At 68.5% G+C, this 25,804-nt stretch carries 27 protein-coding genes and 3 pseudogenes; 14 read left to right on the top strand and 16 right to left on the bottom strand.

Annotated features, from left to right (window positions below):
* Nucleotides 1–78: 78 nt before the first annotated feature.
* From MYXE_RS21095 to MYXE_RS21085, 3 genes are read right to left on the bottom strand one after another with little or no spacing between them, the layout of a single operon-like run.
* Entirely contained in the window at nt 79–939 is an 861-nt protein-coding gene (locus tag MYXE_RS21095; protein WP_050947806.1) for an exodeoxyribonuclease III, read from the bottom strand.
* Between the two features lie 4 nt (nt 940–943).
* Nucleotides 944–1,852 (bottom strand): N-acetylglutamate synthase, CG3035 family, encoded by a 909-nt coding sequence (locus tag MYXE_RS21090; RefSeq protein ID WP_085196826.1) that lies wholly within the window; start codon nt 1,850–1,852, stop codon nt 944–946.
* Nucleotides 1,852–2,445 carry a peptide deformylase gene (locus MYXE_RS21085; protein WP_085196824.1) on the bottom strand — a complete coding sequence of 198 codons (594 nt, stop codon included), beginning with the start codon at nt 2,443–2,445 and terminating at the stop codon, nt 1,852–1,854. The genes MYXE_RS21090 and MYXE_RS21085 overlap by 1 nt, the downstream gene beginning before the upstream one ends.
* 331 nt (nt 2,446–2,776) lie before the next feature.
* Here MYXE_RS21085 and MYXE_RS21080 point away from each other — a divergent pair, with 331 nt between their 5' ends.
* The 5 genes from MYXE_RS21080 to MYXE_RS21060 are packed head-to-tail and all read left to right on the top strand — an operon-like array spanning nt 2,777 to nt 6,139.
* Nucleotides 2,777–3,085, top strand: a complete 309-nt coding sequence (locus tag MYXE_RS21080) for a DUF3263 domain-containing protein (protein ID WP_003923306.1) — start codon at nt 2,777–2,779, stop codon at nt 3,083–3,085.
* 52 nt (nt 3,086–3,137) lie between these two features.
* The gene (locus MYXE_RS21075) at nt 3,138–3,614 is read left to right on the top strand and encodes a LytR C-terminal domain-containing protein (RefSeq protein ID WP_039891412.1); all 477 of its coding nucleotides are present in this window, start codon (nt 3,138–3,140) and stop codon (nt 3,612–3,614) included.
* Nucleotides 3,615–3,649: 35 nt separating this feature from the next.
* Nucleotides 3,650–4,357, top strand: coding sequence for a superoxide dismutase[Cu-Zn] (gene sodC, locus MYXE_RS21070; protein ID WP_085196822.1), 708 nt, complete (start codon nt 3,650–3,652; stop codon nt 4,355–4,357).
* A complete protein-coding gene (locus MYXE_RS21065; RefSeq protein WP_085196820.1) occupies nt 4,338–5,489 on the top strand; it encodes a glutamate--cysteine ligase in 1,152 nt (383 codons plus the stop codon). The genes sodC and MYXE_RS21065 overlap by 20 nt, the downstream gene beginning before the upstream one ends.
* Nucleotides 5,489–6,139, top strand: coding sequence for an LON peptidase substrate-binding domain-containing protein (locus MYXE_RS21060; protein WP_003923302.1), 651 nt, complete (start codon nt 5,489–5,491; stop codon nt 6,137–6,139). The genes MYXE_RS21065 and MYXE_RS21060 overlap by 1 nt, the downstream gene beginning before the upstream one ends.
* Before the next feature lie 9 nt (nt 6,140–6,148).
* Here MYXE_RS21060 and MYXE_RS21055 read toward each other — a convergent pair whose 3' ends face one another.
* From MYXE_RS21055 to MYXE_RS24745, 3 genes are all read right to left on the bottom strand, one after another.
* Nucleotides 6,149–7,522, bottom strand: coding sequence for an HNH endonuclease signature motif containing protein (locus tag MYXE_RS21055; protein WP_085196818.1), 1,374 nt, complete (start codon nt 7,520–7,522; stop codon nt 6,149–6,151).
* Nucleotides 7,523–7,616: 94 nt separating this feature from the next.
* The gene (locus MYXE_RS21050; RefSeq protein ID WP_085196816.1) at nt 7,617–7,832 is read right to left on the bottom strand and encodes a hypothetical protein; all 216 of its coding nucleotides are present in this window, start codon (nt 7,830–7,832) and stop codon (nt 7,617–7,619) included.
* A 22-nt stretch (nt 7,833–7,854) separates the two neighbouring features.
* The gene (locus MYXE_RS24745; RefSeq protein ID WP_232061669.1) at nt 7,855–8,220 is read right to left on the bottom strand and encodes a hypothetical protein; all 366 of its coding nucleotides are present in this window, start codon (nt 8,218–8,220) and stop codon (nt 7,855–7,857) included.
* A gap of 91 nt (nt 8,221–8,311) precedes the next feature.
* Between MYXE_RS24745 and MYXE_RS21040 the strand changes: the two are divergent.
* Nucleotides 8,312–8,638 (top strand): annotated as a pseudogene (locus tag MYXE_RS21040) (TetR/AcrR family transcriptional regulator); the annotation flags it as partial.
* Here MYXE_RS21040 and MYXE_RS21035 read toward each other — a convergent pair.
* From MYXE_RS21035 to MYXE_RS21015, 5 genes are read right to left on the bottom strand one after another with little or no spacing between them, the layout of a single operon-like run.
* Entirely contained in the window at nt 8,599–10,740 is a 2,142-nt protein-coding gene (locus MYXE_RS21035) for an AAA family ATPase (protein ID WP_085196813.1), read from the bottom strand. The pseudogene MYXE_RS21040 and the gene MYXE_RS21035 sit on opposite strands and share 40 nt — an antisense overlap.
* Entirely contained in the window at nt 10,737–11,597 is an 861-nt protein-coding gene (locus tag MYXE_RS21030; RefSeq protein ID WP_085196834.1) for a CDP-alcohol phosphatidyltransferase family protein, read from the bottom strand. Before MYXE_RS21030 ends, MYXE_RS21035 begins: the two co-directional genes overlap by 4 nt.
* Nucleotides 11,597–12,295, bottom strand: a complete 699-nt coding sequence (locus tag MYXE_RS21025; protein ID WP_085196811.1) for a phosphatidylserine decarboxylase — start codon at nt 12,293–12,295, stop codon at nt 11,597–11,599. Before MYXE_RS21025 ends, MYXE_RS21030 begins: the two co-directional genes overlap by 1 nt.
* 9 nt (nt 12,296–12,304) lie before the next feature.
* Nucleotides 12,305–13,516: a molybdopterin molybdotransferase MoeA gene (gene moeA, locus MYXE_RS21020; RefSeq protein ID WP_085196809.1), complete on the bottom strand. Its 1,212-nt coding sequence runs from the start codon at nt 13,514–13,516 to the stop codon at nt 12,305–12,307.
* An 11-nt stretch (nt 13,517–13,527) separates the two neighbouring features.
* Entirely contained in the window at nt 13,528–14,451 is a 924-nt protein-coding gene (locus MYXE_RS21015; RefSeq protein ID WP_003923295.1) for an SDR family NAD(P)-dependent oxidoreductase, read from the bottom strand.
* 112 nt (nt 14,452–14,563) lie between these two features.
* Between MYXE_RS21015 and MYXE_RS21010 the strand changes: the two genes are divergently transcribed.
* From MYXE_RS21010 to MYXE_RS21000, 3 genes are read left to right on the top strand one after another with little or no spacing between them, the layout of a single operon-like run.
* Nucleotides 14,564–15,073 carry a PH domain-containing protein gene (locus MYXE_RS21010; RefSeq protein WP_197904877.1) on the top strand — a complete coding sequence of 170 codons (510 nt, stop codon included), beginning with the start codon at nt 14,564–14,566 and terminating at the stop codon, nt 15,071–15,073.
* Between the two features lie 23 nt (nt 15,074–15,096).
* Complete coding sequence (locus MYXE_RS21005) at nt 15,097–16,518, top strand: PH domain-containing protein (protein ID WP_085196832.1); 1,422 nt, start codon at nt 15,097–15,099, stop codon at nt 16,516–16,518.
* Between the two features lie 53 nt (nt 16,519–16,571).
* On the top strand, nt 16,572–17,375 hold the full coding sequence (locus tag MYXE_RS21000; protein ID WP_085196828.1) for an HAD-IIA family hydrolase: 804 nt from the start codon (nt 16,572–16,574) through the stop codon (nt 17,373–17,375).
* A 13-nt stretch (nt 17,376–17,388) separates the two neighbouring features.
* Here the strand turns inward: MYXE_RS21000 and MYXE_RS20995 are convergent, their stop codons facing one another.
* A complete protein-coding gene (locus tag MYXE_RS20995; RefSeq protein WP_085196807.1) occupies nt 17,389–17,883 on the bottom strand; it encodes a cupin domain-containing protein in 495 nt (164 codons plus the stop codon).
* 185 nt (nt 17,884–18,068) lie between these two features.
* Between MYXE_RS20995 and groL the strand changes: the two genes are divergently transcribed.
* Entirely contained in the window at nt 18,069–19,694 is a 1,626-nt protein-coding gene (gene groL, locus MYXE_RS20990; protein WP_003923290.1) for a chaperonin GroEL, read from the top strand.
* A 63-nt stretch (nt 19,695–19,757) separates the two neighbouring features.
* Here the strand turns inward: groL and MYXE_RS20985 are convergent, their stop codons facing one another.
* On the bottom strand, nt 19,758–20,165 hold the full coding sequence (locus tag MYXE_RS20985; RefSeq protein WP_085196805.1) for a hypothetical protein: 408 nt from the start codon (nt 20,163–20,165) through the stop codon (nt 19,758–19,760).
* 12 nt (nt 20,166–20,177) lie between these two features.
* On the opposite strand from MYXE_RS20985, the gene MYXE_RS20980 reads away from it, so the two are divergent.
* Nucleotides 20,178–21,077: a DUF559 domain-containing protein gene (locus MYXE_RS20980; RefSeq protein ID WP_003923288.1), complete on the top strand. Its 900-nt coding sequence runs from the start codon at nt 20,178–20,180 to the stop codon at nt 21,075–21,077.
* A 74-nt stretch (nt 21,078–21,151) separates the two neighbouring features.
* Here MYXE_RS20980 and MYXE_RS20975 read toward each other — a convergent pair whose 3' ends face one another.
* Nucleotides 21,152–22,867, bottom strand: a complete 1,716-nt coding sequence (locus tag MYXE_RS20975) for an N-acyl-D-amino-acid deacylase family protein (RefSeq protein ID WP_085196803.1) — start codon at nt 22,865–22,867, stop codon at nt 21,152–21,154.
* Between the two features lie 78 nt (nt 22,868–22,945).
* Here MYXE_RS20975 and MYXE_RS20970 point away from each other — a divergent pair.
* From MYXE_RS20970 to MYXE_RS20960, 3 genes and pseudogenes are all read left to right on the top strand, one after another.
* Nucleotides 22,946–23,050, top strand: a pseudogene (locus MYXE_RS20970) (VOC family protein); the annotation flags it as partial.
* 10 nt (nt 23,051–23,060) lie between these two features.
* Entirely contained in the window at nt 23,061–23,591 is a 531-nt protein-coding gene (locus tag MYXE_RS20965; protein WP_003923286.1) for a mycothiol transferase, read from the top strand.
* 67 nt (nt 23,592–23,658) lie between these two features.
* Nucleotides 23,659–24,494, top strand: a pseudogene (locus tag MYXE_RS20960) (hypothetical protein).
* Nucleotides 24,495–24,511: 17 nt separating this feature from the next.
* Here MYXE_RS20960 and MYXE_RS20955 read toward each other — a convergent pair.
* The gene (locus tag MYXE_RS20955; protein WP_003923284.1) at nt 24,512–25,210 is read right to left on the bottom strand and encodes an anti-sigma factor; all 699 of its coding nucleotides are present in this window, start codon (nt 25,208–25,210) and stop codon (nt 24,512–24,514) included.
* Nucleotides 25,207–25,770 (bottom strand): sigma-70 family RNA polymerase sigma factor, encoded by a 564-nt coding sequence (locus MYXE_RS20950; protein ID WP_003923283.1) that lies wholly within the window; start codon nt 25,768–25,770, stop codon nt 25,207–25,209. Before MYXE_RS20950 ends, MYXE_RS20955 begins: the two co-directional genes overlap by 4 nt.
* Nucleotides 25,771–25,804 lie beyond the last annotated feature (34 nt).

The raw sequence follows: 25,804 nt of genomic DNA, 5'->3' as shown, positions 1-25,804 counted from the left end.
TTTCGCCGTGGAACACCGCCGATCCGCACCGATTACATTTATGTAACGAATTTCTGGCGCGAGACACTAGTTATCAGTTCAATCGCGGCGCAGATCCACCACAACCGGAGCGTGGTCGCTGGCCGCCTTGCCCTTGCGCTCCTCGCGCACGATTCGCGCGTCGACGACCCGGACCGCCAATGCCGGTGAAGCGAGGATGAAGTCGATACGCATCCCCTGGCCTTTCGGGAAGCGCAGCGCGGTGTAGTCCCAGTAGGTGTAGACGCCCGGGCCGGGAGCGAAAGGCCGTACCACATCGGTGAATTGGGCGTCAACGATGGCGTTGAACGCTTTGCGTTCGGGTTCGGAGACATGGGTGCAGCCCCGGTAAAACTCAATGCTCCAGACGTCGTCGTCGGTGGGGGCGATATTCCAGTCGCCGGCCAATGCGATCTGCGCCGACGAATCCTCTCGCAACCAGGTTTCTGCTGTATCACGCAGCGCGGCAAGCCAATTCAGCTTGTACGTGTAGTGCGGATCGTTCAGCGCGCGACCGTTGGGAACGTAGAGGCTCCACACCCGAACACCGGCGCAGGTTGCGGCCAGCGCTCGGGCTTCGCCGCGCTTGTCATCGCCTCGCGGGCCGCTGCTCCACGTTGGCTGCCCGGGAAAGCCGACTTCGATGTCGTCGAGGCCCACCCGCGACGCGATCGCCACCCCGTTCCATTGGTTGAACCCGCAGTGCGCCACCTCGTAGCCCAGTTCGAAGAACGGCAGGGCGGGAAACTGGTCGTCCGCGCACTTGGTTTCCTGCATGGCGAGGATGTCGATGTCGGCGCGGCGCATCCAATCAAGCACACGGTCTAACCGGATGCGAATTGAGTTCACGTTCCAGGTCGCGAGCCGAAGGAGCGGTGCTCGCGGCGAGGCCGGGCGCAGCAGGCCGTCGCCGTCGACCATGCCGTCAACCATGGCCCGACCATAGCTCGGGCGCCACCGTCAGATAGCTGCCGCGATGGTGCAGCCGGAAGCCCAGTGAGTCGGCCACGGTGGCGGCAAGCGTGTCGTTGTCGTCGACGCGGATATAGCCGCGGGTCGCGCCGCGGCGAGCACCCCAAGACAGCAGGGTCTCGCACAGACGCTGAGCGTGCGCCGGCCCGTCTGGGTGGTTGGTTGCTGCCAGCGCCGACAGGCCCACCCAGCGGGTGCCGTCCGGCGCGTCGGTTACCGCGCCGCGGGCGACCGCCCTGCCTGCGCGGTTGCCGAACACCACTTCGCCGCCGAGGACGGCGGTCAGCACGTCGACCGGCACATCGCGGTGCTGAAGCCGCAGCCACTCGTCGTCGGGTCGCGCGGCCAGCGTGACCGACGGCTGCCGATCCGATGGGGCGACGTCGCGCACCAGCATCTGATGCGGGTGGTCGCTCGCCGCTGGCAGCCGCAGCAGGCGGTCGGGAACCGCCAGCCGCGGCGTGAGGCGACGCTGCCGATACCAGTCCACAATCGCGGGGATAGCACTTGGGCTAGCCGAAATATCGAGTGGCACAGCCGAATTAGCGGCGACGGTGACGCCGTGCCCAGCGCGCAGCAGCCAGCCGGCCAGCCAGTGCTGCTCGACACCGGGCCAGGCAGCCGCGGCGGCATGTTCGAGTGCGCGGATCTGTGACGTGCGTACCGGCGCGTCCGTCAGCACCCGCAGTGCCACCGCGTCGCCGGGGGCGAACTGCACCACGGTTCCGGTCTTGGTCCGCACCCGCACCACCGGGTCGACCTGAAGCAGCTGGCCCACCGCGTCGGTCAGTGGGGGCACCGACCCGGGCGGGCGGCGGTAGCGCACCGTTACCCGCGTCCCCGGATCAGGCCATGAGACCATCAGTGACCGAACGGATCGGGCCCCTCGCCCGGCGTCCAGGAAAGTCCCGGCACACCCCAGCCGTGCGCTTTGACCGCCCGTTTCGCGGCGCGGGCGTGCCGGCCGATCAAGCGGTCCAGGTACAAAACCCCGTCCAGATGCCCGGTCTCGTGCTGCAGCATCCGCGCGAACAGCCCGGTGCCCTCCACACTCACCGGATTGCCTTCGGCGTCGAGTCCGGTGACCCGAGCCCATTTCGCGCGTCCGGTCGGGAACGACTCCCCGGGCACCGACAGGCAACCTTCGTCGTCGGTTTCGGGATCGGGCATGGTTTCGGGTATTTCGGAGGTTTCCAGCACGGGGTTGATGACCACCCCACGGCGGCGGGCAGTTTGGCCGCGCTCATCGGCGCAGTCGTAGACGAACACCCGCAGGCCCACCCCAATCTGGTTGGCGGCCAAGCCCACCCCGTATGCAGCGTCCATGGTGTCGTACAAAGTGGCGATCAAGTCCGGCAGATCGTCCGGCAATGAGCCGTCGGGGCCAACCGGCACCGGAGCGGTCGGGGTGTGCAAGATCGGATCGCCCACGATGCGAATAGGTACGACGGCCATGGCATTGCAGCTTAGGCGGTGCGACGATGCGCGCTGCGAAGCGGCGGGAGGAGGAGCATCGCGATTGGGCTTGGGCGGTGCGACGATGCGCGCTGCGAAGCGGCGGGAGGAGGAGCATCGCGATTGGGCTTGGGCGGTGCGACGATGCGCGCTGCGAAGCGGCGGGAGGAGGAGCATCGCGATTGGGCTTGGCCGTATAGAACGGAGCCGACTCGCGGGGCTTGGTTACGGCCCAACAGTTGCGGGCATGGTTGAATATCGCCGAAGCATGCCACTTCATAAAGACATTCGACAGATTGAGGAATTCGCCGGAAGGGTCCAGGGAAGCGATATGGACGGCGCCATGGCGCGGGCAAATCGATCGGGGGACGACTCTGACATCGCCGATGGCCTGACCCGCCGCGAACACGACATCTTGGCATTCGAACGCCAATGGTGGAAATACGCGGGGGCCAAGGAAGAAGCCATCAAAGAGTTGTTCTCGATGTCAGCGACACGCTACTACCAAGTACTCAACGCGCTGATCGACCGGCCTGAGGCCTTGGCGGCCGACCCCATGCTGGTCAAACGGCTGCGCCGGCTGCGAGCAAGCCGGCAGAAGGCCCGCGCTGCGCGCCGGCTCGGCTTCGAGGTCACCTGACGCTTCATCTGTATTTGCGGCGTTCCGGGCACTGCTGGCTACAGTTGGCTCGATGAGTGAACGCGTTCCCGACTCCTCGGGATTACCCCTGCGGGCCATGGTGATGGTGCTGCTGTTTTTGGGCGTGATCTTCCTGCTGGTCGGGTTTCAGGCCATGAGTTCGGCCGGCAAATCCGATGACGACGACTCGACGACGGTTCCCACTGTGACCACGAGCACGCCCGCACCGCGAACGTCGGCCAAGGGCGCCGCCGCCCTTCGGTCCGATGTGCGGGTGTACAACATCTCCGGGCAAGACGGCGTCGCCGCGCGTACCGCCGATCAGCTACGGGGCGCCGGCTTCAACGTCACCGAGATCGGCAACCTCTCGCTGCCCGACGTCGCGTCCACCACGGTCTATTTCAGCGACGCAGCGGGTGAGCGTGACACCGCCGACGCGGTCGGTAAGCAGTTGCATGCAGCGGTGGAGCCGCGAATATCAGCGGTCGCCGACCAGCCGCCGGGCGTCATTGTGGTGGTCGCCGGCTAGCCGCGTCGGCCGCGGCGAGGCGATAGGCTCTCGATATGGTCAAGCCCGCAAGGAGCCGCACAGTCGCTGCCGCAACTGCATTGGGGGCGATCGCTATCCCGGTCGCATCGCTGGCAGCATGCACCCCAAACCAACCCCCCGCGACCACACCCGGCACCACGCCGTCGGTGTGGACGGGTTCACCTGCGCCGCCGAAGACGCCACCAGAAGGGGGACCGGTGCCGCCGGAGAGCATCACTACCCATTTGCGGGCGCCCGACGGGACCCAGGTGGCGACTGCGAAGTTCGAGTTCGACCCCGGCTACGTGACCATCACCGTGCGAACCACCGGCTTGGGCCAGCTGACTCCCGGATTCCACGGGCTGCACATCCACTCGGTCGGCAAGTGCGAGCCCAATTCGGTCGCACCCACCGGCGGTCCACCCGGAGACTTCTTGTCCGCCGGCGGGCATTACCAGGCACCCGGCCATACGGGAGAACCCGAGAGCGGTGACCTGACCTCGCTGCAGGTGCGCAAGGACGGAGCCGCGTTGCTTGTCACCACGACCGACGCGTTCACCAAAGAGGACCTGGTGTCCGGAAACAAGACGGCGATCATCATCCACGCCGGCCCGGACAACTTCGCCAACATCCCTCCGGAGCGCTACACACAGGCCAACGGCACACCCGGTCCCGATGCGATGACCAAGTCGACTGGTGACGCCGGCAAGCGGGTGGCGTGCGGTGTCATTGGTTCCGGCTAGCCCGCCGGCCAGCAGGGCAGCAGCCCGCATCGATTTCGCCGGATCACCCCGGCCGACGGTCGGCGTGGAATGGGAGTTCGCGCTTGTCGATGCGCAGACCCGAGACCTGAGCAACGAAGCCACCGCGGTCATCGCCGAAATAGGCGAAAACCCCAGGGTGCACAAGGAATTGCTGCGCAACACCGTCGAAATCGTCAGCGGGATCTGCGATTGCACCGCTCAAGCGATGGACGACCTGCGTGACACTTTGCATACCGCGCGCAGAATCGTTCGCGATCGCGGCATGGAGCTGTTTTGCGCGGGCACCCACCCCTTCGCGCGGTGGTCAGCCCAAAAGCTCACCGACGCACCGCGTTACGCCGAACTGATCAAGCGCACCCAGTGGTGGGGCCGGCAGATGCTGATCTGGGGGGTGCACGTGCACGTCGGAATCTCCTCCGCGCACAAGGTGATGCCGATCATGACGGCGCTGCTGCAGCGCTACCCGCACCTGCTGGCGTTGTCGGCCTCTTCACCGTGGTGGGGCGGTGAAGATACCGGCTATGCCAGCAACCGGGCGATGATGTTTCAGCAGCTGCCCACTGCCGGGCTGCCGTTTCATTTCCAGACGTGGGCCGAGTTCGAAGGCTTCGTCTACGACCAGAAGAAGACCGGCATCATCGACCACATGGACGAGATCCGTTGGGACATCAGGCCCTCGCCCCACAAAGGAACTCTTGAGGTGCGCATCTGCGACGGGGTCTCCAACCTGCGAGAGTTGGCTGCGCTGGTGGCGCTGACGCACTGCCTGGTGGTCGACTTGGACCGTCGTCTGGAAGCCGGCGAGACACTGCCGAACATGCCGCCGTGGCATGTCCAGGAAAACAAGTGGCGCGCTGCACGCTACGGCCTGGACGCCGTGATCATCTTGGATGCCGACAGCAACGAACGCCTGGTCACCGACGATCTGATCGATGTGCTCAATCGTCTGGAGCCGGTGGCGAAGTCGTTGCATTGCGCCGACGAGCTAGCTTCCGTCGCCGACATTCCCCGGTTAGGGGCGTCGTATCAGCGGCAGCGTCGGGTGGCCGAGGAGCATGACGGAGACTTGCGTGCTGTGGTCGACGCGCTGATTGCCGAGCTGGACATCTGATGGGATCAAAACCCGTTGAACTGCCGATGTTTCCACTGGAATCGGCGTTCTTGCCGGGTGATGACCTGCCGCTGCGGATTTTCGAGCCGCGCTACACGGCGTTGGTGCGTGACTGCATGGGACAGGCCGATCCGTGCTTCGGTGTGGTGTTGATCTCTCGTGGCCGCGAGGTCGGCGGTGGAGACACCCGCTGCGACGTCGGCGCCCTCGCCCATATCACCGAGTGCGTGGACGCAGGCTCCGGTCGCTACCTGCTGCGCTGCCGGATGGGTGAGCGGATCCGGGTGTGCCGCTGGCTGCCGGACGACCCCTACCCGCGGGCCGTCGTGCAGAGCTGGCCCGACCAGCCGGGCGAGCCGGTCACCGATGCGCAGCTGGGTGAGCTCGAGGACCGGGTGCTGGCGTTGTTCGAACGGGTCGCGACCGCCCGCGGCGTCCGGCCGCCAGACCGTGAAACGGTCTTGGGCTACCGCCGGCAGCCAGCAGGCGATGCCGGCGAGCGGCTGTATGCCTTGGCATCCCGCGTGCCGATCGGACCGGCCGATCGCTACTCCGTGCTGTCGGCACCGTCGGCGGCCGAGCGGTTGGCGGCGCTGGGCGAGGCCGTGGATTCCGTCGCCGCGATGGTGGAGTTTCAGCTCTCCGAGTAGCCGGTCAGGCTAGGGATCATCGTCGTCATCGCCGTCGCCATCGCGCAGGAGCCGTTCAGGATGGTGAAAGGTGTTGGTCCTGGCTTGGCCGTGGTCGAGATGCGGTGGCGGGATCCATTCGGTATCACCGTTTTTCAGCTTGCGCGTCTTCCAACCGCCCGAGGTGACCAGCTTGTGATGCGTGCCGCAGCCCTGGGTCAGGTCATCGACGTTGGTTTCGCGGCAGGTCGCGAAGTCGGTGACATGGTGAACCTCGGTGAGGTAGCCCGGCACATCGCAACCCGGGAACGTGCACCCGCGGTCCTTCGCGTACAACACGATTCGTTGGCCAGGTGAGGCCAGCCGTTTGGTGTGGTACAGCCCGATCGCCTTACCTTTGTCAAAGATCGCGAGGTAGTGGTAGGCGTGCGAGGCCAGCCGGATCACATCGGACATCGGCAGCAGGCTGCCGCCACCGGTGAGCGCCGTGCCCGCACCGGCCTCGAGCTCTTTGAGTGTGGTGGACACGATGATGGTCGCCGGTAATCCGTTGTGTTGTCCCAAATCACCGGACGCCAGCAACGCCCGCCCGGCAGCGGTTAGCGCGTCGTGGTTGCGCTGGGCAGCGCTTCGGGTGTCGGACTCGATGGCCGGCTGCGACGGGGTGCCGCCGAGGCAAGGGTTGAGATCGGCCGGGTTGCACATGCCGGGGGCGGCCAGTTTCGCCAGCACCGCGTCGATGGTGGCGCGGGCCTCCGGGGTCAAAAACCCGCTGACCGGGGACATCCCGTCGATGCCTTGCTTGCCGATAGTGAGGCCACGGCGGCGGGCCCTGTCGTCGTCGGTGAAATCTCCGTCCGGATTCAGGCAATCGGCAAGCTTGTCGGCCAGCCTGCCCAGCTGATCGGGCCGAAACTCCCCGCTGAGGCGGGCCAGCTGCGCCTCGGCCTGTTCGCGGGTCTGGGCGTCGACGAAGTCGGGCAGTCGGTGGTAGAAGCTGCGGATTACCGCCACATGGCCGGTCCCGATCCGGCCGGCCCGCTGGGCGGCGGCGGTGGCAGCCAACAGCGGTTGCAGCGGCTCGCCGGTCAGCGCACGCCGTGGCCCGAGATCGGCGGCTTCACCGATGCGGCGGGATGCTTCAGCGCGGGTGACGCGCAACCGCTCGGCCAACGCGAACGGCAACTTGCCGCCCAGCTCGGTCTCATCGGCCCGCGCGGTGACCTGGTTGATCAACGGGTGCTCGACGGCCGGCAGCCGCCGGCGCAGCCTTTCGCAGCGCTCCAGCATGGCCAGGCACTCCGGGGTGGTCAACACATCAACGGACAACCCCAGGGCACGGTCCAGCTCAGCCTCGAGGGCGTCGAACACCTCGACGATCTCGTCCCGGCTACTCGCTAGCATGTTCGAATACTAGCGGGCGCCACCGACGTTGATGCCGTGCAAAACCACCGTTTGTGGATAACAGCCAAACTGTGAACACTCCCACACCGCTGGATCAAAACCGTTGGTGCGCAATGTCAGTCATGCCGCGACCGGTGCTACGCTGCATCAGGCGCGGGGCGACGAGCCGGTGCAGGGGGCCGATCACAGCCCAGACCAGTCGGGCGGCGATTTTGTGGTGATAGTGCAGCCGAGTGGTCAGCGCCGCACGTCCGTGCCGGCGGCGCAGGGTCAGCTCGCCGGACATGAGCGGGCCGTCCGCGCTGAGCACGATCTCGTCGTCAACCGAACGCCTAACCGCCCAGCCGATGACATGCGCCGACGACGGATGCGGAGCTAACAGCTAACCGGAGCCGCAGGACGTGCTGGTGGATCCACGACGCGAGACGTCCGAGTCGACGCGGGGCGTGTCCCAGCGCGTCATGGAACGCTTGTTCGGCAGTTCGCGCGTCGTCAGGACTGATCGGGACTTCGAGCACATCGACATAGTCGGCGTCGACCTGTGCCCGCCGGGCGATCCGCCGAAGGATCCGTCGCACCACGACGCGATGGGTGCCGGTGCCGATGACAAGGGCGCGATAAACCTGGCCGTGCATGCCGGGAAAGGCGGCCCAGGTCGCCGAGCGCACGCGAGTCTGGCCGGGCCCGTCGGGTTCCACCTCGAACACCCACCGGTAGACCGCGAACAGGTGGCGGCCTTTCAGTGCGAACCGTTCGCCCGGTCGCGCTTCGCTGAGGACGAATCCGAGCGAAGACGCCCGGCTGCTGTTGACGATTCGGCCTGGTGACCTGCTCGACGGCGAACCTGACGCGGCATTCCGGGAAGCCCTGGCCGCCAGGAATGCGCCGCTGCTACAGCGGGTGCGCGGTTTGGCCCGGGAGTTGTATGGCAGCAGCGATCCCCGCTGTGTCGACGCCGTCGCCCGGGCGGTCGCCGATTTGCCCTATGCCGTCGTGCGCCGCCACGCCTACGACGACCCGATGCCCGCGTGGCTGGAGGACGACGTCGCCGCGGCGGCGCGCGCGCTGCTGGTCAGCTACGGCGAGGCCGCGAAGGCGCGCAATGACTCAAGCTGAAGCGGATCCAACGACGGCCGCACTGTTTCACGCGCGGCGGCGAGGTCGGCGGCGGTGACGTCCGCGGCGTCGATGGAGCGCCGCATCGCGGCCAGCGCGGCCTCCCGCAGCAGGGCGACGCAGTCGGCGGCGCTGTAGCCGTCGAGCTCGCCGGCCAGCGCGTCGATGTCGACGTCGGCGGCAAGCGGGATCGACTTGCCCGCGGTGCGCAGGATGTCGTAACGCGCCGCGGTGTCCGGCGGCTCGACGAACACCAGCCGCTCCAGCCGTCCCGGCCGCAGCAGCGCGGGATCGATCAGCTCGGGCCGGTTGGTGGCACCGAGCACCACGACGTCGCGCAGCGGGTTGATGCCGTCGAGCTCGGTCAGCAGCGCAGCGACTACCCGGTCGGTGACGCCGCTGTCGAAGCTTTGGCCGCGCCGCGGTGCCAGCGCGTCGATCTCGTCGAGGAAGACCAGCGACGGCGCGGAATCACGGGCCCGCCGAAACAGTTCCCGCACCGCCTTTTCCGAGGCGCCGACCCATTTATCCATGAGTTCGGAGCCTTTGACGGCGTGCACGGAGAGCTGCCCGGTGCTGGCCAGCGCCCGCACCAAAAACGTCTTGCCGCAACCCGGTGGACCGTAGAGCAACACCCCGCGCGGCGGCTCCACGCCGAGGCGGGCGAAGGTGTCGGGGTGCTGCAGCGGCCACAGCACCGCCTCGGTGAGGGCCTGCTTGGTGCCGGCCATGTCGCCGACGTCGTCGATCGTCACGGTCCCGACCGACACCTCTTCGGTGGCGGAGCGCGACAGCGGTCGGATCACCTGCAGTGCGCCGATCAGGTCGCCTTGGGTCAGGGCCGGCGGTTTTCCGTCGGCGCTGGCTCTCGCCGCTGCCCGCAGCGCCGCCTCACGCACCAATGCAGCCAGGTCGGCGACGACGAATCCCGGTGTGCGGCTGGCAATTTCGTCAAAATTAAGGTCACGTGTCGGCACCGACCGCAGCAGGGCAGCCAGCTGTGCGGCGCGGGTGGCTGCGTCGGGCAGCGGCACCACGAGTTCCCGGTCACACAGGTCGGGGGCGCGCAGCCGGGTGTCGAGCCGGTCCGGCACCGCCGAGGTGGCGACGAACGCGACACCGCTGGTGGCCACCAGCGCGCGCAGCTCGGCCAGGATCAAGGTGGCCACCGGCTCGGCGGTGGCGGGCAGCAGCGCGTCGACGTCGGTGATCAGCAGCACCCCGCCGCCGTCGCGCACCGTTGCGGTCGCCGTCGTCACCGCCTTGAGCCGGTCGTCGCCGGCCAGCGCGCCGATCTCCGGGCCGTCGAGTTCGACCAGCCGGCGACCGGCGCACACCGCGCGCACCAGCGTCGCCTTGCCCACCCCGGCCGGGCCGGACACCAGCACGCCCAGGTGCGGGGATGCGCCCAGGGTTTGCAGCAGGTGCGGCTCGTCGAGCGCGAGCTTGAGCCATTCGGTCAGCTTGGCCACCTGCGGGTGGACGCCCTTGAGGTCATCGACGGCGACCCGACGAGCGGTCGGTTCCGGCGCAGCTTCGGGCACACCGGTTCCCCAGGTCACCGAGGAGTTGGGCTGCACGCTCACCGGCCCGGCGGGCTCGACGCCGGTGACGGTCAGCAGCTCGGAGGTCCAGCTGATGCCGACCGCGGAGGCCAGCGCGCGGGTGGCGGCGGACGTGGAGGTGCCCGGCCCGAGGTCGCGGGGCAGCAGCGACACCGCGTCGCCCACGGTGAGCACCTTGCCGAGCAGGGCTTGGCGGAGGGTGGTCGGCGCGATCGATTGTGTTGCCAGCGGTGAGCCGCTCAGCATCACCGAGCGCGCGCCGTACACGGTGACGGGGGCGACGATCACCGCGGTGCCCTCGCGCAGGCCGGCATTGGACAGTGTCACGTCGTCGAGCAGGATCGTGCCGACCGGGATGTCTGCTCCCGCCACGCCGGCGACCGCCGCCGTGGTCCGCGACCCGGTCAGCGACACCGCGTCCCATTCCCGAATGCCAAGGGCGGCAATGGCTTTCGGGTGCAGACGGACGACACCGCGGCGGGAGTCGACCGGCGAGGTGTTCAGCCGGGCGGTGAGGGTCAGCTGTGGGCGCGTCATGTCCGGCCGGCGGGCTTGCGCAGACCCAGCCGCGCCATCGACCGGCGACTGGGCTGTGCCCGGCGGATCGCCCGCCGCACAGCGCGCCGCTGCTTGGGCCGCTCGCCCCAGACCTCGGGATGCTCGGCGAGCCAGCGGTGGCTGCGGACGGAGAGCGGGATGTGGCACAGGTAGGCGGCGATGGCCACCATCACCAGCACGTAGGGAAACAGGAACGCGGCCGCCGCGACGATCGCCAACCCCGCCAGCAGCAACGCGGCCAGGTTCGGCGGTACCGCCACCGCGTGCATCTTCTTCATCGGGATCCGGCTGACCACCAGCAGCGAACAGCCCGCCACCCAGGCGCACACGACCCACGGCGAGCTCCACCAGCCGCTGCCGAACTGCAGTTTGGCGGCCAGCGGCCCGAGCACCGCGATCGCGCCGGCCGGGGCGGGCATCCCGACGAAGAATTCCCGGGTGTAGGCGGGCAGGGTGGCGTCGTCGAGCAGCGCGTTGAACCGAGCCAGCCGCAGCACGATCGCCACCGCATAGAACAACACCACCAACCAGCCCGCCGGCGACGCGGACAGCAGCGACGCGTAGATCACCATCGCGGGCGCCACCCCGAAGTTCACCGCGTCGGCCAGCGAGTCGATCTCCTCGCCCATTCGCGACTCGGCGTCGAAGAAGCGGGCCACCCGCCCGTCGAGCCCGTCGAGGATGGCGGCCGCGGCGATCAGCGCCATCGCGGCGTGCGGCTGGCCTACCAGCGCGAAGCGGATCGAGGTCAGCCCCGCGCAGATCGCCAGCACGCTCATTGAGCTGGGCAGGATGCGCAAGTTGACCGACGGCCTACCGCGCGGCTTGGCGGTGATCACAGTTCGGCCAGCACGGTTTCACCGGCGAGTGCCCGCTGCCCGACGCTGACCAGCGGCTCGCATCCCGCGGGCAGGTAGGTGTCGAGCCGCGAACCGAATCGGATCAGCCCGTAGGTGTCGCCGATCGACAGCTTGTCGCCGGCCCGGGCATCGCAGACGATGCGCCGTGCCAGCAGCCCGGCGATCTGCACGACGACGATCTGCGCGCCGTTTTCAGTGCGTAGCAGCATGCTGGTGCGCTCGTTGTGTTCGCTGGCCGCGGCCAAGTCGGCCGAACCGAAGCGACCCGGCCGGTGGTACACCCTGATCACCTCGCCGCCGACCGGGGCGCGCTGCACGTGGGCGTCCAGCAGTGACAAGAAGATGCTGACCCGGGGGAGGGGCACGTCGGGTAGGCCGAGTTCGCTTGGCGGACAAGCGGTGTCCACGACGCAGATCAAGCCGTCAGCCGCTGCGACCACCACACCGGGTCTGGTCGGCGGCACCCGGGGCGGGTGGCGGAAAAAGCCCGCACAGGCGCCCGCGGTCAGCAGCCCCGCCCGGCGCAGCCACCGCGAGCGGCGTCCGGCCAGCGCGACAGCCAGTCCAGCGCCGATGAATGGCAGCCCGGCCGGATGTACCGGTGGAACCGCGGAGCGCACCAACGCGGCCAGGCGCTGCGGACCGGATTCCAGGTCGCCGGGGCGTCGTGCCACGCGGACATCTTACGAAGCCGACAGCTCCCACACTTCGACCGTCGATCCGGCCGGCACCTCGGTGACATCTTCGGGAATGTCCAGCAGGCAGTTCGCCGACGCCAGCCAGCGCAGATGGTGTGACGCCGGCGGGCCATAGCTGGTGACGGTGCCCGCGGCGGCGTCGAGCACCCCACGGCGGAACTGGCGTTTACCGCTCGGCGAGGTCAGCGTCTCGGTGAGCACCGCCGAGACCCGTGGCCTGTCGGGCGCCGGCAGGCCCATGGCGCGCCGCAGCGCCGGGCGGATGAACACCTCGAAGGACACCAGCGCGCTGACCGGGTTGCCGGGCAGCGTGACGATCGGCGTGCCGGCCACCCTTCCGATTCCTTGCGGCATGCCGGGCTGCATCGCCACCTTGACGAACTCCACGCCCTGGTCGCCGGCGCGGCCGAACGCGTCCTTGACCACCTCGTAGGCGCCCGCGCTGACCCCGCCGCTGGTGATGATCAAGTCGGCCCCGGCGGCGTAGCGGTCCAGCACCGCGACGAACTGGGTGACGTCGTCGCCCGCGGTCGCGGTGGCGACCACGGCGGCGCCGGCGTCGCGCAGCGCAGCGGCCAGCATGACCGCATTGGATTCATAGATCTGCCCCGGCCGCAGGGGTGTGCCCGGCGACACCAGCTCCGAGCCGGTGGAAATCACCAACACCCGCTGTCGCGGGATCACAGGCAGCTCGGCGAGCCCCAGCGCCGCCGCCAGTCCCATCACCGCCGGGGTGACCACTTGCCCGGCGCGCAGCACTGTGGTGCCCGCGGTGACGTCCTCACCCGCCCGCCGGATGTGGCGGCCTTTGCCGGCGGCGGCGTAGATCGCCACGGTCTCGGTGCCCGCGTCGGTGTTTTCCACCGGCACCACGGCCGTCGCACCCTGCGGCACCGGGGCGCCGGTCATGATTCGGTGCGCGGTGCCCGGCGCCAGCGTGAGCGTGTCGGTCCTTCCGGCCGGAATGTCTTCGGCCACCGGCAATTTCACGGGATGCTCGGCGGTGGCCGATGCCACATCCTCGGCGCGCACCGCGTAGCCGTCCATCGCCGAATTGTCGAAAACCGGCAGTGACAGCGGGGCGGTCACGTCGTCGGCCAGGGCCAGACCTTGCGCGTCGGCGAGCCCGGCGGCGGTGGCCGGGCGGGCGGTGATCAGGCCTGCGACGACGCGCTGGTGCTCCTCGACTGATCGCATCAGACCGGGCCTCAAACCGGGAACGTGACGCCGGTGAGTTCTTCGGACACGGCCCACAGCCGCCGCTGCAGCTCTTCGTCGTGAGACTGCGCGCTCGACTCCACCAACTTCGGATGTCCCCGCTGCTGGCCCAACCCGCTCGGGCCGTAATACTGACCACCCTGCACGTCGGGATCGGTGGCCGCGCGCAGTGTCGGCAGCGCACCCATCGCTGCGCTTTGGAATATCAGCGGGCCGAACACTGCCACAGCGGGTTTGAGCACGATGGGTAGGTTGCGGGTGAGCTCGGTGCTGGAGGCGCCGGGGTGGGCGGCCACGGCGATCGTCGGCGCATTCTTGGCCGCCAGCCGTCGCTGCAGTTCGTAGGTGAACAGCAGGTTGGCCAGCTTGGATTGCCCGTAGGCGGCGACCCGGTCGTAGCGACGCTCCCAGTTCAGATCGTCGAAGTGGATGGCGGCTCGAAACCGGTGAGCGTTGCTGCTGACGGTCACCACCCGCGACTCCCGCACATGCAGCAACCGGTCGAGCAGCAGCCCGGTCAGCGCGAAGTGGCCGAGATGGTTTGTGCCGAACTGCATCTCGAAGCCGTCTTTGGTCAGCTGCTTGGGCGTGTACATGACGCCGGCGTTGTTGATCAGCAGGTCGATGCGCGGATAGGCGCGGCGCAGCGCGTGCGCGGCGGCGCGCACCGACTCCAGTGAGCTCAAGTCGAGTTCTTGCAGGGTGACGTCGGCGTCGGGACTGGCGGCGACGATTTTGGCGAGGGCGGCGTTGCCCTTCTCCAGGTTACGCACCGCCAGCACGACATGCGCACCGCGCTGGGCGAGCACCGCGGCGGTGTGGTAGCCGATTCCGGTGTTGGCGCCGGTGACGATGGCGACCCGGCCGCTCTGGTCAGGTACGTCAGCGACGGTCCACTTGCCGTTAGCGCCCATGGCCGAAAACGATACCGACCTGCCGACACCGTCGCGCACCGCACAGCGGCGAGGGTGAGCCGGGCGATTGGGCGTGCGATGGCCTAACCCGCCGGGTGGCATTCTCGACGCTATGGACAACGGCACGCCCAGCCCGGTTGTGTGCCTGGCCGACCCCGCGCATCCACCCAGCCGCAAGGCACCGCTGTTGTGGGCGGTCAGCGGCGCGATTCCCTGGCTGGTGTTGGCGGTAGCCCAGCTGGCGTGGCTGGTGGTGGATCGGCGCGAGCCGTGGCTGCACGCCGTCGCCGCGGGCGGCACCGCGGCGGGCCTGGTGGTCTCCGCCGTGGTGGTGCCATGGTGGCGGTATCGCGTGCACCGTTGGGAGATCAGCCCGCAAGCCGTCTACACGCGCAGCGGTTGGCTGGTGCAGGAGCGGCGGATCGCGCCGATTTCGCGGGTACAGACGGTCGACACCTACCGCGGCCCGCTGGAGCGGTTGTTCGGGCTGGCCAACGTCACCGTTACCACCGCGTCGTCGGCGGGGGCGGTGCACATCGCGGCGCTGGATTCCCACGTCGCGGACCGGGTGGTCGCACAGTTGACCGATATCGCGGCGATCGGCGCCGAGGATGCGACGTGACCTGGCAGCGGCTGAGCCCGCGCATGCTGCTGGTGCATCCGGTGCATGAGTTGCTGCGGCAACTGCCGCTACTGGTCGGCGGGATCGTCTTGGGCTCGACCACCGGCAATCCGGCCTGGGCGTTGGCGGCGCTGGGGGTGACGGCCCTGCTCGGCGTTGCGCGCTGGTTCACCACCGGCTATCGCATCGAACCCGACGAGGTGCGGCTGCGCACCGGTGTGCTGCAGCGCAAGGTGATTTCGGTGCCGCGCAACCGGATTCGCTCGGTGCAGACCGACGCGCGGTTGCTGCACCGGCTGCTGGGGCTAGCTGTGCTTCGGGTGAGCACCGGTCAAGAAGCCAAGGGCGACAGTCTCTTCGAGCTCGACGCCGTCGAGGTGGCGCAGGTTCCTCGGCTGCGCGCGATCCTGCTCAACGAGCCGCTGCAGGCCGCTCCCGCCGTGGCCGAGCCTTCGGCGCCGGAGGTGGTGCTGGCCCGCTGGCAGCCGTCCTGGTTACGCTTCGCGCCGCTAAGCGTTTCCGGCCTGGCGATGATCGCCGCTGCGGTGGGCGGCATCTATCAGACCGGAGTTGCTGCGGCGCTCCAACATTCGTGGGTGGGCCAGTCCGGGTTGACCACCGTCGAGCGCGCCGGGGTGGCCGCCACGGTGGTCCTGCTGGCGGTGGTCGTGTTGCTGGCCTCGGTCGTGTTGGCGGTGCTGCGGTCGCTGACCACCTACGGCAACTTGGTGCTGACCCGACGGGCCGAGGTGCTGCATCTGCGGCATGGCCTTTTGCGGGTGCGCGAACACACCTACGACATGGGCCGGCTGCGCGGTGGGACGCTGCGGCAACCGCTGCTGGTGCGCATGTTCGGCGGTGCCCGGCTGGACGCGGTCATGACCGGTGTCGGCGGTGCCGGCGAATCGTCGATGCTGCTGCCCCCGTGCCCAATTCACACCGCCGAGTCGGTGCTGACCGCGCTCGTCGGGAATGCCCGCGTGGTCAGCGGCCCGCTGCGCGGTCACGGCCGAAGTGCGGCGCGCCGACGCTGGACACGTGCGCTCGGGCTGCCGACGGCGGTCGGTGTTGTGCTGGCCGGGTTAACGGCAACGGCTGGCGTGGCGCCGTGGCTGTGGCTGGGGTGGGCCGTGCTGATGGTGTGCGGCGCATGGCTGGCCGCCGACCGTGTGCGCGCGCTGGGACATCGGGTCGACGGCGGTTGGCTGGTGGCGCGGGCGGGAAGCCTTGAGCGACATCGCGATTGCGTCGCCGCGGCGGGGATCGTCGGCTGGACCGTGCGGCAGACGCTACTGCAGCGCCGTGCCGGGGTCGCCACGCTGGTGGCGGCCACCGCGGCGGGCACCAAGCGCTACCACGTGATCGACGTGCCCGAGCAACTGGCGTGGACGATCGCGGCGCAGGCCTCGCCGTGGGTAGCCGACAGCAGGTGGGCGGTGCCGTAGCCGCCGCCCAGCGCGCCCAAGCGGGCGCCTTGCGCGCGGTTTACTGTCGCAGCATGTCGGTCGGTGGTGTGTTGTTCGATATCGATGGCGTCCTGGTGATTTCGTGGCAGCCAGTCGACGGCGCAGCCGACACGCTGCGAGTGCTGGCCGAGCATCGGATCCCCCGCTCGTATCTGACCAATACCACCAGCCGCACCCGCGAGCAGATCGCCGCCGCGCTGAGCGACGCCGGCATGCCGGTCGCCGCCGACGAGGTGATCACCGCCGCGGTGCTGACCGCCGACTACGTCCGCAACACCTATCCGGGCGCCCGCTGCTTTCTGGTCAACAGCGGGCAGATCACCGCGGATATGCCCGGCATCGACATCGTCTACCCCGGCGACAGCGCTCCCGGCACCCCGGACGTGATCCTGCTCGGCGGCGCGGGACCCGAATTCGACCACCTCACCCTCAGCCGGGTCTACGACTGGATGGTGCAGGGTGTACCGGTGATCGCGATGCATCGCAGCACCGAATGGAAAACCGCCGACGGCCTGCGCATCGACACCGGCATCTACCTGATCGGTCTGGAAGAGGCGTCGGGTCGCAAGGCCACCGCGATCGGCAAGCCCGCACCGGCCGGATTCCTGGCCGCGGCGGCGCGACTCGGCGCCGACCCCGAGGAGATGTACATGGTCGGCGACGACCTCCACAACGACGTGCTGGCAGCACAGGCGGTGGGAATGACGGGGGTGCTGGTGCGCACCGGCAAGTTTCGTCAGGACACGCTGGACCGGTGGGCCGCAGACGAATCCGCGCCGCAGCCCGACCATGTGATCGACTCGGTGGCCGACCTGCCGACGCTCCTGGGGTGGTAGACCGCGGACCGGGCTACTGGACCCAGAAGTTGTCGTGGCGGATGAACCACTCGCGGCGTTCATCGTCGCTCATAGCGGCCAACGCGGAGAAGCCCTCGAAATAGGCCTCCCGCGGCGCGCCCGGTGCAAACAGCATCAAGATCGAGGCGGGCTCGTCGGCCTCGTTGCGGAAGCCGTGGATTCCGCCGGGCGGCACGTAAAGGAAATCGCCCTGATGTCCGTCGAGCCACTCGTTGCCGTCGTAGAGCCTCATCGTCCCGGCGAGCACAAAGAAGGCTTCGGAAATGGCGCGGTGAAAATGCGGACCGGGTCCGCCAGCGGCCGGGGCGATGTCGACGCGGTACAGGCCGTAATCACCGGCGGTGGCCTGCTGGTTGGCCAGGTAGTGGTATTTGACGCCGAAGGTCTCGTAGTCCGGCGGTTGGTCGCCGCGCCTGAGCCAGGCGCTGACTTCCGGTTCGTCTTCGAGGTAGCGCGGTGGCGGATAGGGCGGCACGACAAGCGACATCGCCTCAGTCTGCCCGAGTCCCAAGTTCTTGCACTCGGCATGGGCGAGTGCTAAGAATGAGTTGGCACTCGCGACCGGTGAGTGCTAGGTCGGGACGGTGAGACCGAGCTCAGCGCGGTCGTCCGTCGCGGGCACTGCACCCGGCCAGGACGTGTCATCCCCGATCCGGGAGGAATCACTTCGCAATGGCCAAGATAATTGCGTACGACGAAGAGGCCCGCCGCGGTCTCGAGCGCGGCCTGAACAGCCTCGCCGACGCGGTACGGGTGACGTTGGGCCCCAAGGGTCGCAACGTCGTGCTGGAAAAGAAGTGGGGCGCTCCCACGATCACCAACGACGGCGTGTCCATCGCCAAGGAGATCGAGCTGGAGGACCCCTACGAGAAGATCGGCGCCGAGCTGGTCAAGGAAGTCGCCAAGAAGACCGACGACGTCGCCGGTGACGGGACGACGACGGCGACCGTGCTGGCGCAGGCGCTGGTCAAAGAAGGCCTGCGCAACGTCGCCGCGGGCGCGAACCCGCTGGCGCTCAAGCGTGGGATCGAAAAGGCCGTGGAGAAGGTCACCGAGACCCTGCTCAAGACGGCCAAAGAGGTCGAGACCAAGGAGCAGATCGCCGCGACCGCGGCCATCTCCGCGGGTGACCAGGCGATCGGTGACCTGATTGCCGAGGCGATGGACAAGGTCGGCAACGAGGGCGTCATCACCGTCGAGGAGTCCAACACCTTCGGCCTGCAGCTCGAGCTCACCGAGGGTATGCGCTTCGACAAGGGCTACATCTCGGGCTACTTCGTCACCGATGCCGAGCGTCAGGAAGCGGTCCTCGAAGACCCGTACATCCTGCTCGTCAGCTCGAAGGTGTCGGCCATCAAGGACCTGTTGCCGCTGCTGGAGAAGGTGATCCAGTCCGGCAAGCCGCTGCTGGTCATCGCCGAGGACGTCGAGGGCGAGGCGCTGTCGACCCTGGTCGTCAACAAGATCCGCGGCACCTTCAAGTCGGTGGCGGTCAAGGCCCCCGGGTTCGGTGACCGCCGCAAGGCGATGCTGCAGGACATGGCGATCCTCACCGGCGGCCAGGTGATCAGCGAAGAGGTTGGCCTGACGCTGGAGAACGCCGACCTGTCGCTTTTGGGCCGGGCCCGCAAGGTCGTCGTCACCAAGGACGAGACCACGATCGTCGAGGGTGCCGGTGACACCGACGCCATCGCCGGTCGGGTGGCCCAGATTCGCACCGAGATCGAAAACAGCGACTCCGACTACGACCGCGAGAAGCTGCAGGAGCGGCTGGCCAAGCTCGCCGGTGGTGTCGCGGTGATCAAGGCCGGGGCTGCCACCGAGGTTGAGCTGAAGGAGCGCAAGCACCGCATCGAGGACGCGGTGCGCAACGCGAAGGCCGCCGTCGAGGAAGGCATCGTCGCCGGTGGTGGGGTGACACTGCTGCAGGCCGCCCCGACGCTCGACGAGCTCAAGCTCGAAGGTGACGAGGCGACCGGTGCCAACATCGTCAAGTTGGCGTTGGAGGCTCCGCTGAAGCAGATCGCGTTCAACTCCGGTCTGGAGCCCGGTGTGGTCGCCGAGAAGGTCCGCAACCTGCCCGCCGGTCACGGCCTCAACGCGCAGACCGGCGAGTACGAGGACCTGCTCGCCGCGGGTGTCGCCGACCCGGTCAAGGTCACCCGTTCGGCGCTGCAGAACGCGGCGTCGATCGCGGGGCTGTTCCTGACGACCGAGGCCGTCGTCGCCGACAAGCCGGAAAAGGAGAAGGCAGCTGCTCCCGGCGCTGGCGGCGGCATGGGCGACATGGACTTCTAAGTCCGTATCGGAATAGCCGGAGAGCCGGAAAAGCCCGGTCCCCTTGAGGACCGGGCTTTTCCGTTACGCGGATGCTGGCGACGATGCCTTGAAGATCACGCAGTCGTAGGTGTGCCCGCGCGCACAGGTCGGGGAGTCTCCCGCGGCCGGTCGGTGCAAGAGTGCGCGCGTGGGCACCATCGTCACGGGGTCGGTCGCTTCGGGGTCGACGGGCTTTTCGGTGTCGGCGTCGACGATCAGCGAGTACTCGCCGGGGTCGCGTGGCGGCCACACCAGGGTGGCGGTGCCGTGCCGCGCGAGGTTGGCGCGGGTGTGCCCGCCGACCGGCCCGATGTCGAACGCCCGCCCGTTGAAAGCCGGCTCGATTTCCACCGCGCGCACGCGGTAGTCGTCGGTGACGGTGATCAGATAGGCGAACCCGTAGCTGCCCAGGGCGTCAGCCAGCCGGTCGAGATCCACGCCTGCGCTCATGTGGATAACTGTATGCGGTTGTCGCGGGTCGCGGTCATGCTGCCCGCTGTGGGTGGGGACGATTGGCCATTTCTCGGGCGGCAGGCCGTGCGGCGGGGCGACATCTCGGAATACCAGCTAGAGAAGGACTACCGAGCTGTGTATCGCAATGTCTACGTGCCGAAGCAGCAACCGCTGAGCGCGCTGACGCGGGCCCGCGCGGCCTGGCTGTGGTCCGGCGGCCGCGCGACGCTGACCGGGCTGTCGGCAGCCGCGGTGCTGGGAACGAAATGGCTCGACCCCGAGAGTCCCGCCGAGCTGATCCGCGTCAATCGGCACGTCCCGCCTGGCATCGTCGTGCGCTCCTATGAGTTGGATCGCCGAGAAGTTCGTGTTGCCAACGGTATCCGGATCACGACACCGGAACGTACCGCGTTCGACATCGGCCGGACAATGCCCCAGGATCGCGCGGTTCCCGTGCTAGACGCGTTGGCGAATGCGACCCATTTCAAGATCTTGGATGTTGTTGCGCTCGCCGAGAGCAAGCCGGGCATTCGGGGTGTCCGCCGGCTACGAGCGGCGCTGCGGCTGGTCGACGGCGGCGCTGAGTCGCCGCAGGAAAGCCGGCTGCGCCTGCTGCTCGTCCGCGCGGGGCTTCCCCCGCCGGAAACTCAGATCCCGTTCGTCGACCAGTACGGCGTTACCCGGATCCGCGTCGACATGGGCTGGCGTGCATGGAAAGTGGCCGTCGAGTATGACGGCGTGCAGCACTGGTCGGACCGGTATCAACGGTCGTGGGACATCGACCGCGTCGCGATGCTCGAAGCGCTCGGCTGGGTTGTCGTCCGAGTCAGCGCCGAGATGATGACCCGCCCGCGGGTCATCATCGAGCGGGTGACGGCCAAGCTGCGGGCGGCGGGTTGCCCACTCTAGCGCCGACTGTGCAGGTTATGCCGGCGATTTCGGCGATTCTTCGCCCATAACCTGCACAGTCGGCGCGCCAGCGGTCAGCGTCGGCCGCGGATCAGCTTGCCCGGCCGCGCGTCGGTCGGCACGCCGTCGCGGGCGATGACCTCGCCCGCGACGATCGTCGCCACATAGCCGTCGGCGGTCTGGTCCAGACGACGCCCGCCGGCGGGCAGGTCGTAGGTGACTATCGGCTTGTGCAGCCGCAGCCGCGCGTGGTCGATGACGTTGAGGTCGGCTTTGTAGCCGACGGCGATGCGGCCGCGGTCGCCCAGCCCGGCTACCCGGGCCGGCACGGAGGTCAGTTGGCGAACGGCCTCGGGCACGCTGAACCGCCCGGACGCCCGGTCGCGGGCCCAATGCGTCAGGAAGTACGTCGAATAGCTGGCGTCGCAGATCATCCCGTAGTGCGCGCCGCCGTCGCCAAGGCCCAGCACCACGTCGTCGCGGCGCAGCAACTCGCCGACGGTGTCCAGCGAATAGTCATAGAAATTGCTGGTGGTGACCAGCAGCATGGCATGCCCGTCGTCGTCAAGCAGCCGGTCGTAGGCCTCCTCGATCGGGCGCACCCCGCGGGCGCGGGCCCGGGCCGCGATGCTGTCCGAGCGCCGCGGCTCGTAGTCGGGGTCGTCGCCCATCGGGAAAATCCAGTCCCAGGCCTGCGCCAGATACATCAGCGGATGGCCCTGCCCCGGCTTGTCGGCCAGAATGCGCTCGCGCACTTCGGGTTTGCGCATTTCGGCCACACGCTCAGGCAGCGGCAGCTCGGCGATCTCCCGGTAGCTGGGATACAGCACGAACGGGTTGGCGCTTAGCTCCAGCCCGACGATCAGCCCGATCGGCCGCGGCAGCAACTGCGCGGTCACCGACGGACCGTCACCGCGGACGGCGTTGGCCTTCTCGATCATGGTGATGGCGTCCGGCCACATCGGGTCGCCGGCGTTGCCGATCGCCAGCGTGAACGTCACCGGCAGTCCGACGTCCTCGGCCACGTCGAACACCTGCTGCAGCACCGGCTGATAGCCGCCCGCGGGCACGTCGGGCACGAACTGGATCAGCCCACCGCCGCCGTCGACGACGCCCTTGGCGATCTCGAGGATCTCCTCGCGGGCCGCGTCGTAGCTCGGGATCGGCGCACCGCTGGCGGTCTTGTGGATCATTAGCCGCGACGACGCGAACCCCAGCGCCCCGCACTCGACGGCCTCCTTGGCCAGCGCCCGCATCTTCGCCAGGTCCTCAGGTGTGGCCGGTTCGCGGTCTGCGCCGCGTTGACCCATCGCGTAGACCCGCAGCGGCGAATGCGGCAGGTAGACGGCCACATCAATATCACGCCGCCGCGCCTCCAGCGCGTCGAGGTATTCGGGGAAGGTCTCCCAGGTCCACGGCAGCCCGTCGGTCATCACCACGCCCGGAATGTCCTCGACCCCGGCCATCACGTCGACCAGCACGTCGTGGTCGTCGTGGCGGCATGGGGCGAAGCCCACACCGCAGTTGCCCATCACCACCGTCGTCACCCCGTGCGCCGACGACGGGTTCAACCGGTCCGACCAGATCGACTGGCCGTCGTAGTGGGTGTGCAGGTCGATGAAGCCGGGCGTGACCAGCAATCCGCTCGCGTCGATTTCCCGCGCACCGGAAGCGTCGACCGTGCCCACCGCCGCGATTACCCCATCGCGCACGGCGACGTCCCCGACATACGGTTCGCCGCCCAACCCGTCGACGATGCTGCCATTGCGAATCACCAGGTCGTAGGTCATCTAAATAATCTACGACCGGGTCGGTGGCTCATGCCAGGCTGTATCGCGTGCGCGGCCATCGACTACGGTTCGCCGACGCCGCGGCTCTGGCCGGAATATCACCCCCGCTATTTCGGCGCGTTCGTCCGCGACCCCGACGGCAACAACGAAGCGGTCTTTCACGGAGCGGGCGGCGGCCCGTAATCTCGCCGATATGCCCAGCACCGACGCCGCCTCCGCCCAAGAGTTGCTGCGTGACCTGTTCACCCGGTTGATCGAACACGTCGACGAGCTCACCGACGGGCTGACGGACGAGAAATCCCGCTACCGGCCGAGCCCCACCGCCAACAGCATCGCCTGGCTGATCTGGCACAGCGCCCGGGTGCAGGACATCCAGGTCGCCGACATCGCCGGGGTCGAGCAGGTGTGGACGCGCGACGGCTGGGTGGACCGCTTCGGGCTGGACCTGCCCCGCGGCGACACCGGCTACGGGCACAGCCCCGACGACGTGGCCAAAGTGCGCGCCCCGGCTGAGCTGCTGGCCGGCTACTACCACGCAGTGCACAAGCTGACGCTGGAGTACATCGCCAGCGTGAGCGCCGACGAGCTGTCCCGGATCGTCGACGAGCGCTGGGATCCGCCGGTGACGGCGAGCGTGCGACTGGTCAGCATCATCGACGACTGCGCCCAACATCTCGGCCAGGCCGCCTACGTGCGGGGGATTGCCCCAGACGGCCGGACTTGACGCTTGTCGACGCGGCTAGCATCGCCGCCGGATTACTCTGCAGCGCAACGGGAATGGGAGCAGCGCAGTGCGATTCGTTGCGACGGTGCTGTTGTGGTTGACCACCACTGTGGCACTGGCGGTGGCGGTGCCGGCGACATGGGCGCAGCGAAATGTTGTCGATGCCAACGGTTATGCGGCGATGGCCCAGCAGGCTGCGGCCGATCCGGCGTTGCAGTCCGCGGTGGCGTCGCAACTGACCGCCAAGGCGTGTTCGCTGGTCAGCCACCACGGATCCCGCGCCGATGCCGGGCTGGTGCGCGGTCTGGCGACGGCCTATACCGCCGGACCGTCGTTCCCGCCGCAATTCGCACAGGCCAACCGGATCGCGCACGGCTGGGCGTTCGCCGGCACTGAGCCCGGCCCCGACCCATGGGTGATCGATTTGGCGCCCCTGCTAAACGACACCGCATTTCGCCAGATGCTGGCCGACATGAACATCTACCTACCCGCTGTCACGGCGGTTCCGCTGACGGTGTCCGCACCAAAGTCTTTGCGGCCCGGCCAATTACACCCACTTGCCACTTGGGGTCCGTGGGTGAGTCTTGGAGCGACGGTGCTGACGGGGGCGGCGCGGCGCTGACGCTAGCCGCTGCTCGGCGCCGTGGCAAGGCGTTGGCCAGCCTCGGGGTGGCCGCCCTGCTGGTCGCAGCGGTCGGTTATGCGGGCATCGAGGTCGGCCGCCATCGCGTCGACGACGCGCTTAACCAAGCGGGCGGCGACACTCGCCGGATCGCTGAGGCGCTGCTCGGCTCGGCCGAAGCCAGCCTGCACCATTGGCTCAACCTCACCCTGGCGGTGGGTGGCGCGCTGGTGGTGGTCGGCGCGCTGGTCGCGATACTGGGCGGTCTGCGCAGGCGGTGACGCCACCGTGGCGCGGCTCAGGTCAGCGGCAACTCGGTCAGCATCTGCCCAGTCGGGCGCGGGGAGCCGTTGCCGGGCTCGACGGTGAACGCCAGCGCGCTCGAACTTCCCAGGTTGGGGATCACCGCGGTGGTCGACGGCGCGACGGCTTTGGTGTCCATCGTGCCCGCCGAGGTCGGGCCATGCGCGTCGAGCAGCCACATCTGATAGACCGAACCGGGTGGCGGGGGCGGGACGTTGTTCATCACCAGCACTCCGGCGTTCTTGTCGCGGGAGAACACCACGGTTGCGCTCCCGCCGCTGAGCAAGGGCCCGGTGACCGTGCGCACGTCCGGCGCGGTCAGCACCTGTTCAGCGACCGTGGGCGATGCAAACGGCCGCACGACCGCTCCGACACCGAATGCGGCTAAGCCCACTACAACCGCCGCCGCTGCAGCGATAAGTCCTGTGCGCCAACGGTTCTGGCGACGCCGATCGGACTCCACCGCCGCCAGCACGAGCGAGCGCAGGTGGGCCGGCGGCTCCGCGCCGGTAGCGGCCGACACCACCGCCATGGTCTCGCGGACGGCGCGCACCTGCTCGTGGAAGGCTTCGGCCACCGGCTGCGGCGCGGCCTGGACTTGCCTCTCGATGTCGGCGCGCTCGGTGTCGGAGACGGCGTCCAGGGCATACGGTGTGGCCATCTCGAGCAGGTCGAATTCGGTGGGCTCGGTCATGTCACACCCAGACAATTGCGCAGGCTGCGTATCGCGTCACGCATGCGCGACTTGATCGTCGACAAATTAGCGGACAAGTGCTGCGACACTTCGACATAGGTCAACCCGCCGTAATAGGCCAGTTCGATGCATTGCCGCTGGGCGTCGGTCAGCCCGTCCAGGCACTCGACCACCCGGCGGCGTTCGTCGCCAGCGATCGCCGAGTCGGCGACGACGTCGCTGGACGGGTCGATGTTGGCTGCGCTGTAGCGTGACTCACGCTGACTGGCGGCTTGCTCGCTGCGGACTCGGTCCACGGCGCGCCGGTGCGCCATGGTCAACAGCCACGCCAACGCGGAGCCCTTGGTGGAGTCGTAGTCTTTTGCGGTGCGCCATACCTCGAGGTAAACCTCCTGGGTGGTTTCCTCGCCGTAACCGGAATCGCGCAACACCCGGGTCACCAGCCCGTAGACGCGTGCCCTGGTGCGATCGTAGAACTGGGCGAACGCATCCGCGTCGCGACGAGCCACCCGACGCAACAATGCGTCCAGGTCGCTGCTCAGCCGCGGCGCTCCGGTCATCGACCGGTAGCCTATCCTCCGCTCGGCAACCATG

The sequence above is a fragment of the Mycobacterium xenopi genome, assembly GCF_009936235.1.
In the GTDB taxonomy this organism is placed as follows: Bacteria; Actinomycetota; Actinomycetes; order Mycobacteriales; family Mycobacteriaceae; genus Mycobacterium; species Mycobacterium xenopi.
This window is presented reverse-complemented; position numbering and strand designations above follow the sequence as displayed.

Excerpts from the sequence above, each read along its gene's own strand:
- MYXE_RS21060 (WP_003923302.1), top strand. The coding sequence starts at position 5,489 with ATGGGATCAAAACCCGTTGAACTGCCGATGTTTCCACTGGAATCGGCG.
- MYXE_RS21015 (WP_003923295.1), bottom strand. The coding sequence starts at position 14,451 with ATGGGCGCTAACGGCAAGTGGACCGTCGCTGACGTACCTGACCAGAGC.
- MYXE_RS21095 (WP_050947806.1), bottom strand. The coding sequence starts at position 939 with ATGGTCGACGGCGACGGCCTGCTGCGCCCGGCCTCGCCGCGAGCACCG.
- groL (WP_003923290.1), top strand. The coding sequence starts at position 18,069 with ATGGCCAAGATAATTGCGTACGACGAAGAGGCCCGCCGCGGTCTCGAG.
- MYXE_RS20995 (WP_085196807.1), bottom strand. The coding sequence starts at position 17,883 with ATGTCGCTTGTCGTGCCGCCCTATCCGCCACCGCGCTACCTCGAAGAC.
- MYXE_RS21055 (WP_085196818.1), bottom strand. The coding sequence starts at position 7,522 with ATGCTAGCGAGTAGCCGGGACGAGATCGTCGAGGTGTTCGACGCCCTC.
- MYXE_RS20965 (WP_003923286.1), top strand. The coding sequence starts at position 23,061 with ATGCCCAGCACCGACGCCGCCTCCGCCCAAGAGTTGCTGCGTGACCTG.
- MYXE_RS21035 (WP_085196813.1), bottom strand. The coding sequence starts at position 10,740 with ATGACGCGCCCACAGCTGACCCTCACCGCCCGGCTGAACACCTCGCCG.
- MYXE_RS20985 (WP_085196805.1), bottom strand. The coding sequence starts at position 20,165 with ATGAGCGCAGGCGTGGATCTCGACCGGCTGGCTGACGCCCTGGGCAGC.
- MYXE_RS20955 (WP_003923284.1), bottom strand. The coding sequence starts at position 25,210 with ATGACCGAGCCCACCGAATTCGACCTGCTCGAGATGGCCACACCGTAT.
- moeA (WP_085196809.1), bottom strand. The coding sequence starts at position 13,516 with ATGCGATCAGTCGAGGAGCACCAGCGCGTCGTCGCAGGCCTGATCACC.
- MYXE_RS21085 (WP_085196824.1), bottom strand. The coding sequence starts at position 2,445 with ATGGCCGTCGTACCTATTCGCATCGTGGGCGATCCGATCTTGCACACC.
- MYXE_RS21005 (WP_085196832.1), top strand. The coding sequence starts at position 15,097 with ATGCTGCTGGTGCATCCGGTGCATGAGTTGCTGCGGCAACTGCCGCTA.
- MYXE_RS20980 (WP_003923288.1), top strand. The coding sequence starts at position 20,178 with ATGCGGTTGTCGCGGGTCGCGGTCATGCTGCCCGCTGTGGGTGGGGAC.
- MYXE_RS20950 (WP_003923283.1), bottom strand. The coding sequence starts at position 25,770 with ATGACCGGAGCGCCGCGGCTGAGCAGCGACCTGGACGCATTGTTGCGT.
- sodC (WP_085196822.1), top strand. The coding sequence starts at position 3,650 with ATGGTCAAGCCCGCAAGGAGCCGCACAGTCGCTGCCGCAACTGCATTG.
- MYXE_RS21090 (WP_085196826.1), bottom strand. The coding sequence starts at position 1,852 with ATGGTCTCATGGCCTGATCCGGGGACGCGGGTAACGGTGCGCTACCGC.
- MYXE_RS21075 (WP_039891412.1), top strand. The coding sequence starts at position 3,138 with ATGAGTGAACGCGTTCCCGACTCCTCGGGATTACCCCTGCGGGCCATG.
- MYXE_RS21000 (WP_085196828.1), top strand. The coding sequence starts at position 16,572 with ATGTCGGTCGGTGGTGTGTTGTTCGATATCGATGGCGTCCTGGTGATT.
- MYXE_RS21010 (WP_197904877.1), top strand. The coding sequence starts at position 14,564 with ATGGACAACGGCACGCCCAGCCCGGTTGTGTGCCTGGCCGACCCCGCG.
- MYXE_RS21080 (WP_003923306.1), top strand. The coding sequence starts at position 2,777 with ATGGACGGCGCCATGGCGCGGGCAAATCGATCGGGGGACGACTCTGAC.
- MYXE_RS20975 (WP_085196803.1), bottom strand. The coding sequence starts at position 22,867 with ATGACCTACGACCTGGTGATTCGCAATGGCAGCATCGTCGACGGGTTG.